Here is a 12,195-nt window from a genome sequence, read left to right on the forward strand (position 1 = left end):
AACATATTACTATGAACACTCATTGTTACATTGATTTAAATTTTTGACTGCCAACCCGAAGGCTAAGCAGTTTCGATTAACTCAACACCTGTGAGTGTCCACACAGATTTCTTGTTTTATCTTGTTAAAGAGCAACTCAATATTCGTAAGAGAACTTGAGTACCACACTGAGCGTCGAACGCTTCCAGTTGGCTAGGGCTGCGTATTCTACGCATTTCCCGTTTCGCGTCAAGGAGTTTTTGCAAACTTTTTTTCGCTCATCAATCAGTAAACTCATCGATGAACTGTCACATCAGGCTGCTTAACGCTGTCTGCCGTGTCAGTGGATGCGCATTATAGGGAGCAGGAGATTTTGTGCAACCCCTATTTTCAGGAAATTTGCAGTTAATTCTAATTATCTAATCTAGCCACACCATACCCACCACTTACCCCCAAAGTTATCCACAATTCAGTCAAGACTACGCCTTTGTTTCGCATTATGTATAGCCAAAAGCCATCAGATGATTTGTTAGTAGTTATAAAAATAGAAGACTTTCGTCTTTTAAAATGAAGATTAAACGAGGCTAAGCGTGTGATTGACCTACGGATCGGCTTAAATGGATTTGTTTTAATAGCGACAACGCGTGACCATTAGTAAGTAGCGAGTTTGTGATGTAAGAACTAAAGCATGACTATGATAGGGTTCATTGGTGCATATAGATGTAGAAATAAAACAAACCCACAAAAAAGCCAGCTTACGCTGGCTTTTTACATCAAGTTACCTTAACGGCAATCGATTACACAGCTGTCTGGAAGATCACTTCCGATGCTTTTTTTGTGTAAGACTCGATTTGATCAAAGTTCAAGTAACGGTATGTGTCAGCTGCAGTTGCGTCTAACTCTTTAGCGTATTCTTGATATTCTTCAGGTGACGGCAGACGACCTAACAGCGCAGCAACCGCAGCCAGTTCAGCAGAGGCTAAGTAAACGTTAGCACCTGTACCTAAACGGTTAGGGAAGTTACGGGTAGAAGTCGATACCACAGTTGAACCTTCAGCTACACGTGCTTGGTTACCCATACACAGTGAACAACCTGGGATCTCGATGCGCGCGCCTACACGACCAAAAATCGCGTAGTAGCCTTCTTCAGTCAGCTGATCTCTATCCATCTTAGTCGGTGGTGCAATCCACAGACGTGTTGGCAGGGTTTTAGCAAACTTGTCTAGCATCTTACCGGTTGCGCGGAAGTGACCGATGTTGGTCATACAAGAACCTACGAACACTTCATCAATCTTAGTTTGCGCAACAGATGACAGTAAAACGGCATCATCAGGATCGTTTGGCGCACACAGGATTGGCTCTTTGATGTCATTTAAGTCGATTTCGATTACTGCAGCGTACTCAGCATCTTTATCAGCACTCATCAGCTCAGGATTGGCTAACCACTCTTGCATGCCTTTGATGCGACGTTCAATCGTACGACGATCGCCATAACCTTCAGCGATCATCCACTTGAGCATGATGATGTTTGAGTTCAGGTATTCAATGATAGGTTCTTTGTCTAACTTGATGGTACAACCGGCAGCAGAGCGCTCAGCTGAAGCATCAGACAATTCGAAAGCTTGTTCAACTTTCAAGGTTTCAAGACCTTCGATTTCCAGTACGCGACCAGAGAAGATGTTTACTTTACCTTTCTTCTCAACGGTCAGCATGCCCAGTTCAATGGCTTTTAATGGGATAGCATGAACCAGATCACGCAGTGTGATACCCGGTTGCATTTTGCCCTTGAAGCGCACTAATACGGATTCAGGCATGTCGAGTGGCATAACGCCAGTCGCAGCAGCAAACGCTACTAAGCCAGAACCCGCTGGGAATGAAATACCAATTGGGAAACGCGTATGTGAGTCACCACCCGTACCAACTGTATCTGGTAGCAGCATACGGTTTAACCACGAGTGGATAACACCGTCACCTGGACGCAGTGATACACCGCCGCGATTCATGATGAAATCTGGCAGAGTATGATGTGTGTTCACATCAACTGGCTTTGGATAAGCCGCAGTGTGACAAAATGACTGCATAGTCAAATCAGCACTGAAACCTAAACAAGCTAAATCTTTCAGCTCATCACGGGTCATAGGACCAGTGGTATCTTGTGAACCGACAGACGTCATCTTAGGTTCGCAGTATTGACCAGGACGCACACCCGCTACGCCACAAGCTTTACCGACCATCTTCTGCGCAAGCGTATAACCTTTACCGGTATCAGCGACATCTTGAGAACGTACAAAGACGTCAGATAACCCTAAGCCTAATACGTCACGGGCTTTGTCAGTTAAACCACGACCGATGATCAATGGAATACGACCACCAGCACGAACTTCGTCTAACAAGACTTCAGTTTTTAAGCTGAATTCTGAAATCACTTCGTCGCTATCGTGACGCTTAACCACACCGGCGTATGGGTAGATGTCAATCACATCGCCCATTTCCATCTTGTTTACGTCAAGCTCGATTGGCAGTGCGCCCGCATCTTCCATAGTGTTGAAGAAAATCGGTGCAATTTTACCGCCAAGGCAGAAACCGCCAGCGCGCTTGTTAGGTACGAATGGAATATCATCGCCCATAAACCACAGTACTGAGTTAGTCGCAGATTTACGTGATGAACCCGTACCCACAACGTCACCCACATATACTAATGGATGACCTTGTGCTTTTAATGCTTCGATTTTTTTCACTGGGCCAACGGCGCCAGCAACATCAGGCTCGATACCATCACGGGCGTTTTTCAGCATAGCTAACGCGTGCAATGGGATATCAGGACGTGACCATGCATCTGGTGCAGGTGACAAGTCATCGGTGTTGGTTTCACCAGAGACTTTAAATACTGTCAGAGTGACTTTGTCGGCCAGTTTTGGACGGCTTAAATACCAATCTGCATTCGCCCACGCTTCAACCACTTGCTTTGCAAACTCATTGCCCGCTTCCATCTTCTCAACCACATCGTGGAAAGAATCAAACATCAGCAGAGTGTGAGATAACGCTTTAACGGCTAAAGGTGCTAACGCTGGATTATCCAGCTGCGCGATCAGAGGTTCGATGTTGTAGCCGCCTTGCATTGTGCCTAATAACTCAGTAGCACGCTCAGCAGACAGAATCGGTGATTTCTCAGTGCCTTTGGCAACCGCATCTAAAAAAGCAGCCTTAACGTAAGCGGCTTCATCAACACCTGGGGGAATTCGATTTTCAAGCAGGTCGAGAACGAAAGCCTCTTCACCTGCGGGTGGGTTTTGAACTAACTTAACCAGTTCAGCCACTTGATGTGCATCTAATGGCTTAGGGACTACGCCCTCTGCAGCACGTTCTGCGACGTGTTTACGATATGCTTCTAGCACGGCAACATTCCTCTTTGTTTGGCGCTCTAACAACGAAACTGCACGTCTTCTTAATTGAAGCTGACAGTCCGACATGATCGACCCGTATTTCCGGCCTGCAGTATACTACAGCTTTGCAAAAGTATGAATCAGGTCACACTCGGCAAAAAGCGAAATAAGGACTAAATCCGGCGGCGAATGCCAACTTACGGGAAGATTAAAACAAGTGAAATTAGACAATAGTTTGAAAACAGACAAAAAACCATACACTACAAATAGTTAACAATGTTTCATTAATTTTAAATCGAACAAGCAATTTTCCGTGTCAGAGAGCAAATAGGTATAAATTTTTCTCATCTTGCGGCATTTTGGCTTTTAAGATGCAGTGCGAGAACTTACACTCAGGCTTAATTTACTGCATATCTCAGTTATTTCCTTAGTCCACCGGAGTACCAATGACATCCCTTAGCATTCAAGCCGTTATTTTTGATATGGATGGCGTTTTAATCGATTCAGAACCCCTATGGCAGCGAGTCGAGTATGAAGTGTTATCCGCACTCGGCGTGCCAGTGACGATAGAAACGATTCAACAAACCACGGGCTTACGCATCGATCAATGCGTCGATTATTGGTACCACAAGGCACCTTGGCCACACTATGATAATGCCAAGGTCAGCCAAACGATTGTTGATAAAGTTGCAAATGAAATTCTGGTTAGCGGCGAAGCTATGCTGGGCGTCCACGAAGCGATTGATCACTGCCAAGCGCTTGGCCTTAAAATCGGCTTAGCGACTTCATCCCCAAACACCATTATCCAAGCAGTATTAACGAAGTTAGATCTCAGTGAAAAGTTTATGGCGATAGAATCGGCTGAACACCTAATCTATGGTAAACCCCACCCAGAAGTTTATTTGAATTGCGCTAAGGCGTTAGATGTTGATCCCCGTTGTTGTCTTGCCATCGAAGATTCCTTTAACGGCTTAATTGCCGCCAGAGCAGCCAACATGCAAACGGTCGCGATCCCTGCGCCAGAACAAAGAGGCGATGCTAAGTGGATTATCGCCCATCATCAGGCCGAGAGTTTGTTGGCATTAACAACAATTTTGGCAAAATAACGTCACAACACACCGAGTTTCTGCAGGGCGAATAAGCTTAGTCTTTACCCTACGGATAAATAGCAGAATGGTGTATGCACCAGAAGGAATTCAATGTGAAGTACCTGTCCTTAATACTGCCCATGGGCTTAATACTCATGTCCACCTGTTTACCCGCTAGCGCAGGTGAGACCATGCACTGTAAACAACAAGTGATCAATACGGGCGATACTTTAACGACTGTGCAGGATAAATGCGGCTCGCCCAGTGATATTCGAGAATACAGTCTGCCCGCGACTTATCTCAACGCTAACGGAGACAGGGTGATCGATCCCAGCAAGTTGCCAACTGAGTATCAAGAATGGACCTATGACTTTGGACCAACACGCTTAATGCGTCGCCTGTATGCCACTGATAATAAAGTCACAAAAATTGAATCCTTAGGTTATGGACATTAATCGGCAGCATCATTGATTATTGTCATCAATAAAAAAGCCAGACATTGTCTGGCTTTTCTTATTTCAATCTACTGAATGTATTACCAAATTTTCACACGCTCATCTGGTGTTAAATACATTTTATCGCCTTCTTTCATCTCGAAGGCCTTATAAAAGGCTTCCACGTTACGTGGTGTACCCATGGCACGATAATGGCTCGGTGAATGCGGATCTGTCAGCAAACGACGGCTCAGCTCTTCATCACGGTAATTACGGCGCCATACTTGCGACCAACCCACAAAGAAGCGTTGCTCGCCCGTTAAACCATCAAGCACAGGTGCAGGTTTGCCGTTAAGGCTCATCAAATACGAACGTGCCGCTACAGTTAAACCACCTAAGTCGCCGATGTTCTCCCCTAAGGTCAAATCACCGTTAACAAACTTGCCGGGCATTGCCTCATAACCTGAGTATTGGGCAGACAACTGCTTACCGCGTTTTTGGAACTCTTCTCTGTCTTTATCTGACCACCAATCACGCAGGTTGCCATCACCATCGTATTTAGCGCCTTGGTCATCAAAACCATGGCTAATTTCATGGCCGATCACTGCACCTATACCACCGTAGTTAACGGCATCATCGGCATCCATATTAAAGAATGGCGGTTGCAGAATCGCTGCAGGGAACACAATTTCGTTTTTCACTGGACTGTAATAAGCATTCACCGTTTGTGGTGTCATACCCCATTCGTTACGATCAATTGGCTTGCCTAGCTTGTTGATCATGTCTTGATATTCAAACTGAGCGTAACGCATGTAGTTACCCACTAACTCGTCAGCCTTAATATCTAAACCTGAGTAATCTTTCCATTTATCTGGATAGCCAATTTTGTAGGTAAATTTAGCCAGTTTTTCTTGAGCGGCAATTTTGGTTTCTGGCGTCATCCACTCAAGTTCATTAATGCTGACTTCAAAACCTTTGATCAAGTTTTTGATCATGGTTTCCATGCGTGCTTTAGCTTCTGGCTTGAAGTATTGCTTAACGTACTCTTCACCCACTAACTCACCAATCACTTGGTCGGCGCCATCAACTGCTTTTTTCCAGCGTGGCTGCTGCTCTTCGATACCCATTAAGGTTTTGCTCTTAAAGGCGAAGTTCAAATCAACAAAGTTTTTACTCAGTAACTCGGCGTAGCTATCCACTAAGTGGAACGCAAGATAATCCTGCCAAGCCGATACAGGGAATGTCTCGAAACTGGCGCCGAGTTTTTCAAAATAAGAGGGCTGACGCACGATCACTTCAGTCACTTTATCGCCTAAGCCGGCACTCGCAGCAAAGGCATTAAAATCGAATTGACCGGTTAACTTTTGCAGTTCAGCACGATCTAACTTGTTGTATGCCTTGTTGGCATCGCGGGATTCGACTCGGCTCCACTGACTTTTAGCGATCATCATTTCGATATCAGCGACGTTTTTAGCCGCGCGTTTAGCGTCCTTGTAACCCGCTTCGGTCAGTATTTCTGTCACATACTTGGCCATGGCTTGGCGATTAGCGGCAAACTTAGGATCATCTTTTAGGTAATAATCGCGGTCAGGCAACGTAAGGCCCGACTGGCTTAAATACACCGCATACTGAGTTGAGTTTTTAGCGTCATTATTGACGTAAAAACCAAAAGGAATACCAGAACCCGTCGTCAGTAATTTACCCATCACAGCGGGTAAGTCAGCGTGCGTTTTTGCGGCAGCGATATCGGCCAGCAATGGCTTAAGCGGAGTAACACCTAATGTTTCAAGCAAATCGGTATTCATAAAGCTAGCATTGAAATCACCGATTTTCTGTTCATTAGAGCCTGCAGCAGGATTCTTTTTAGCGGCCGCTTCGTCGATAATTTTCTTCAATGCATCTTGGCTTTGGTCGTACAACACAGAAAACGCGCCATAGTTAGATTTGTCAGCTGGAATAGGCGTATTTGCCAACCATTTTCCATTAACGCTGTAATAGAAATCATCTTGATGGCGAACTGAGGCATCAAAGTTTTGCAATTCAATGCCAGACACCGCGACGGCTTCAGTTTTAGGCTCAGTACTACAAGCCGCTAAACCTAAACTCAAGGCGATACTCAGTGCCAGTGTGCTTATCTTCTTCATTGTTTTCCCCAGCTTCCGTTGAGAGTTATTATTTTTCCCGCAAAACCTTAGCATCTTGACACGCCTCACAGTAGTAAGATTTTGTAAAAGGATATGACACTTTAGCGACACTCTTAGCTATTTCGGCAAGGTAACTTCCATAGGGATGACGCTTATAGTTTTTCCATCGACCAAAAAGTAAGGGCACAACCTCAGTCATGCCCTTAAGTTCTTTACACAAATCTCAAACTAGAAGTTTTTACCCACAAATAAATAGAAGGACTTATCGCCAAGATCTGTGATCCCAAAACCAAGTGCTGCGGGTCCCATGGAAGTATCTGTACCGATATAAAGACTCGATGCATAAATCAGATCGGTCAGGGTGACGTCAGTGCGCTCGTCCCAGACATTTCCCGCCTCTAAGCTCCAACCTAGGTATAGAGGGTAATCTGTCATACCTAGCGCATCACGCCCGAGATCATATTGATAAATAAAGGCCCCAAACACTTTATGTGCGCCCATAATTGAGTCTTTATGGTAACCAGACAGGTTTAAGAATCCTCCCAGCTCAGATAAATGCAGCGTATTGACACCATCATTATTGTTAGTAGCAATTGATGCCTTACCAACAAAAGCGTGGTTACCGACACTCAAGGCACCTTTCCAGTCGGCCTCTATTTGCACGCTAAATTGGTTTTGATTATCGTCGATACTGTCATTGAAATCTTCATTGCGCACGTAAACGTTTAAGGTTACGCGATTACCTGATGTTGGAAAGCTAATACTATCTAAGCTATCGTAACCGAACCTAAAGTAAGCACCATAGGAACTAAAATCTAAGTCCTGCGTTAGCCAAACATCATTGACTATCGACCCCTTCTCTGCGACTAAGCCTAACTCAATCATCCCTTGTAAGGTGTAGTTATAACCTATGCCTAATTCAATCGTATGGGTTTTCTTGTCGAAGGTTAAGATACGACTGTTATTATCGTATAAGTCCCAATCACGGGTATCGTATTGATAACGGGCACGGCTAAAGAACTGTTGGTCCCTGTCTAAAGGCTGATAGAACTCAGTTGCAAACAACTTTTCAATGCCGAGCTTCACCTCATTGCGCCACTCACCACCATTAAAGGTCAAATCGGTCATGGTATAAGCCATGTCAAAACTGATGGCAGATTCTGAATTAAAGTCATCCTCCCAATTAAAGCCCAGTTGGAAATAATTCGGCCCCCAAGACTTAGCCTTAGTGGTGACTGTGAGTATGCGGCCATCCTCACCTTCTACAAATTCAGCATCGACACGCTCAAATTTATTGAGGGAGTAAATACGCTTTAACGCCTCATTAAGATCGTCTTTAGATACAGCTTGCCCAGGTTTAATATCCAAGGTTTCCGTCAAGAGATTCAAACTCACCTTAGATTGGTTTTCAAATACGATTTCATTAATGGGATGACGTACATCCGCCATTAATAATTTACCTTTGGCTTTTTTAGCCTCGACGTAGGCGGCATATTCCTCAGGGCTCACGCTCATACTGCTCAACTTATAAAGCTGACCATTAGCGGCTTCTTTTCCAAGGGTTAATGCCAGCGGCATAATAGTGAAATCAGTGGTGCTGAGGGCGTCAATCGCGGGTCGGATCAATACATCTTTATCTGTCAGTAATTGTTTTTGTTTTTCAGTGCTGGCATTGGTCAAAAAATTAGAGAGCTGATCAAGCACTGCGATAGTACTGTCTAATTTATCTTTTTTAACCAGAGGCGAGCCAATATCGACGGCGATAATAATATCGGCTCCCATGGCCTTAACCACATCGACGGGCATGTTATTAGCAATACCACCATCGACCAATAACTTGCCTTCAATTTGTGCGGGCTGAAGTGCACCAGGCACAGTTGCAGACGCTTGCATAGCTTTAACCATACTGCCGTGACTAATCACCACAGGTAAGCTAGTTTCTAAGTCGGTTGCAACCGCTCGGTAGGGAATGGCTAAATCATCAAAATGACCAAATTGCTGTACCAGATCTGTCGACTGACGTAAAAGTTGCGACATAGTCTGTCCACGTAGCAGACCACTTGGCGCCCTCACTTGGCCTTCGTTATAGCCAATGTTTAACGGAATATTGTAACGGTCGCGTAACTGTTTATCCCTGTAACTCAAAATATTGCGCGGTATGGTGTCCGAGTAGCCACTGTCCCAGTTGACCCCCATCATGATAGCTTCCACTTCACTCGCACTGTAACCCAGTGAATACATGCCAGCGACATAGGCACCTATGCTGGTGCCCGCGATATAATCGACTGGGATGTTATGTTCTTCTAATATTTTGAGCACGCCCACGTGAGCAGCGCCTTTAGCACCACCACCACTGAGTACGACACCAATTTTAAGGCGCTCTGCAGCCAAAGACGGGGTAACACATAAACACAAAATAATAGAAGCGAGTAGTTGACGCATCATGTGAGGCTACTTTTTATGGGATAAAAATCCGAGTTATATTAACAAACTTATCGATTTAACCGTCAGTCATATTTTATCTGGACCGACTAGTGATAAGTTTGTGTACTCTTTATACAAACAGATGAAGTTTAATTGAATAAACCGCTAAACAAAATATCCATCATCACTGAAGACGATAACGTTTACATCTCAAGCTCACTGGCTTATATCGTGCAGACGATTGCCCATCAGCGGTACAAATATTAAGTATTCGCGAGCCAATAATAGACTATGTTTCTAGCTTAATGATCAATAGAGACGATTTTGTTATCTGTCTCTAAATAGCGCTCAAAATCATCAACGCACATAGGTTTAGCAAAATAATACCCTTGAATAATATAACAGCCACGGCTAAATACTTGCTCTAACTGCTCAACCGTCTCAATCCCTTCAGCAACCACATTTAATTTAAGGTTACGGGCTAATTCAATAATACTGCTCACAATCGCCTGATCTGCGGTATTAGTGGCGATATCAATCAAAAAGGAGCGATCAATTTTTAGAGTATTGACCTCAAAATTACGCAAATAAGCCAGTGAAGAATACCCAGTACCAAAGTCATCGATGGCAACCTCGATCCCCAAAGATTTCAATCGAGTCAGATGGTCTTTAGCGACATGCAACTCCTTCATCAATACGCCTTCGGTGATTTCTAATCCTAAAGATGCAGTTGGCATTTGGGTTTCTTGTAAAATTCTTTGGATATCTTCAATAAAATCTGGCTGCCTAAAATGCACCGCCGAAATATTAACCGACAACTTAAAGCCCGAGCCATAGCGCTTAGTCCAATTGGCTCCCTGCACACAGGCTTGTCTTAATACCCAGCGGTCAATATCAACAATTAAACCGCAAGCCTCAGCAACTTTAATGAAAATATCGGGGCGAATAAAGCCGTCCAGCGGATGTTTCCAGCGAATTAATGCTTCCATTCCTATGAGCTTATCATTACGCAAAATATCAATTTGCGGCTGGTAATAAAGCTCGAACTCTTGCCGTTCTATGGCTTTGCGTAAATCGGCCTCAAGCCGTAAATGATAGAGGGCTTGAGCATTACGCTCCGAGGAATAATATTGGAAATTCCCTCGCCCTTCTTCTTTGGCATGGTACATAGCAAGATCGGCATTCTTGATAAAAGCCTCTGGCTGCACCGCATCGTCGGGCCAAATACTGATGCCTATGCTGGTCGAAATATAAAATTCCCGACCATATAACTTAAAAGGCGCGACAATTTGCTCCAACAGGCGCTCGGCGACATGGTTAATATCGTCAATGCTGTTTGCATTGCGGAGTAAAATCACAAATTCATCGCCACCAAATCGACAGAGTAAATGCTCGCTGGAAATACAAGATTGTAGTCGGCTTGATGCTTCGACCAACAGAGCATCGCCCATGCTATGACCATAGGAATCATTAACATGCTTAAATCTATCGAGATCTAAAAACAGTAGCGCCAGTTTCTCACCTGTTTGTTGCGCAGCTTGAATCGACTGTAATAGACGGCTAGAAAATAAGGAGCGATTTGGCAACCCAGTAAGCACATCGTAATTAGCCAAACGGCGTAAATCGGCTTCAGTACGTTTACGCTCAGTGATATCCGAGAATACCACCACATAGTGGGTTACTTTCCCGTTAATGCTTTGCATCACCGACACGTTTAGCCACACAGGACAGAGTTGCTGATTGGCACGGATTAACTCCCGCTCTCCGGTCCAAGACTGACTATCACGGAGAAGTTGCTTAATCTCCGATGCTAATCCGTCATTCATCTGTACGAATTGTGCAAATGGTTGCCCAACTAAGTCGTCAGAATCTATACCAATAATTTGTTGCGCAGCGTAATTCGCAACGCGAATACCGCCTTCGACATCTAAAATCAACACACCTTCAGAGGTATTGCCAAACGCTTTCGCCAATAAATTAATTTCATCTTCTAGCTGGCGTTGCACAGTAATATCGCTATAAATACCCGCGACCCGTTCAATTTCATTTGAGTGCTTATTGCGAGCAACTGGCCGCCCTCTAACCCTCAGCCATCCCCAATTACCGTCCTTACGCTGATAGCGATATTCGGCCTCGAATCGGTCAATCTCACCCGCCATCATGTTATCCCACTGAGTGAGAGCTTTCTCCCTATCCTGCGGATGCACAGGCAAATCCTCTAAGCTCACCACAATCTCATTGGCATGCGTACCAAGCACCGAACCGCGATTATCAAGGTGAAATGCCTGAGTATTTTTATGCCACTCCCAGAGATCTGAGTCACTGCCGCGCAAAGACTGCCTTAACCTGTCCTCACTCTCCGTTAATGCCAGATTCATCTGCTTAAATGTATTAATCTGTCGTTGTCGATACCAAGCAAGACTTAAAGCAATAATAGAAAATAACAGCAGCAAAATACCTTTAAAACCTTGGGATAACCACCAATGCTGCTCAACACTGAAGAATCCCCTGATGATTTACAAATAAATCATCAAATTAGGGTGGAAGCGCATCTTGTTGCATGATCAAATGGTTTCGCTAAAAACTACACTTGGACAACAAGATGCGCGAAGCCAATATCCTACAACATTCTTTACACCAATACTGCCCAGAACTTCACCTAAAACGATTAAACAGCTTGATGCTGGCCTCTAAGGCACTGATTGAATGTAAGACACTGACCTTGACTGAGTTAGGTCGAAAT

At 44.4% G+C, this 12,195-nt stretch carries 5 protein-coding genes and 2 pseudogenes; 3 read left to right on the top strand and 4 right to left on the bottom strand.

The window, feature by feature from the left end; translation table 11 throughout:
- Nucleotides 1-776 precede the first annotated feature (776 nt).
- The gene (gene acnB, locus L5M37_RS23565) at nucleotides 777-3,374 is read right to left on the bottom strand and encodes a bifunctional aconitate hydratase 2/2-methylisocitrate dehydratase (RefSeq protein ID WP_105250395.1); all 2,598 of its coding nucleotides are present in this window, start codon (nucleotides 3,372-3,374) and stop codon (nucleotides 777-779) included.
- 434 nt (nucleotides 3,375-3,808) lie between these two features.
- Here acnB and hxpB point away from each other — a divergent pair, with 434 nt between their 5' ends.
- Both hxpB and L5M37_RS23575 read left to right on the top strand, forming a co-directional pair.
- The gene (hxpB, locus tag L5M37_RS23570) at nucleotides 3,809-4,468 is read left to right on the top strand and encodes a hexitol phosphatase HxpB (protein ID WP_173247840.1); all 660 of its coding nucleotides are present in this window, start codon (nucleotides 3,809-3,811) and stop codon (nucleotides 4,466-4,468) included.
- 95 nt (nucleotides 4,469-4,563) lie between these two features.
- Complete coding sequence (locus L5M37_RS23575) at nucleotides 4,564-4,905, top strand: DUF2845 domain-containing protein (RefSeq protein WP_028759308.1); 342 nt, start codon at nucleotides 4,564-4,566, stop codon at nucleotides 4,903-4,905.
- Between the two features lie 80 nt (nucleotides 4,906-4,985).
- On the opposite strand, the gene L5M37_RS23580 is transcribed toward L5M37_RS23575, so the two are convergent.
- The 3 genes and pseudogenes from L5M37_RS23580 to L5M37_RS23590 form a co-directional block, all read right to left on the bottom strand.
- A complete protein-coding gene (locus L5M37_RS23580) occupies nucleotides 4,986-7,028 on the bottom strand; it encodes a M13 family metallopeptidase (protein WP_263201895.1) in 2,043 nt (680 codons plus the stop codon).
- A 228-nt stretch (nucleotides 7,029-7,256) separates the two neighbouring features.
- Nucleotides 7,257-9,473, bottom strand: a complete 2,217-nt coding sequence (locus tag L5M37_RS23585; RefSeq protein WP_263201896.1) for a patatin-like phospholipase family protein — start codon at nucleotides 9,471-9,473, stop codon at nucleotides 7,257-7,259.
- Between the two features lie 281 nt (nucleotides 9,474-9,754).
- Nucleotides 9,755-11,953 (bottom strand): annotated as a pseudogene (locus L5M37_RS23590) (putative bifunctional diguanylate cyclase/phosphodiesterase); the annotation flags it as partial.
- A gap of 101 nt (nucleotides 11,954-12,054) precedes the next feature.
- On the opposite strand from L5M37_RS23590, the pseudogene L5M37_RS23595 reads away from it, so the two are divergent.
- A pseudogene (locus L5M37_RS23595) lies at nucleotides 12,055-12,195 on the top strand (IS4 family transposase); the annotation flags it as partial.

The organism is Shewanella sp. SM69 (genome assembly GCF_025653985.1).
In the GTDB taxonomy this organism is placed as follows: Bacteria; Pseudomonadota; Gammaproteobacteria; order Enterobacterales; family Shewanellaceae; genus Shewanella; species Shewanella oncorhynchi.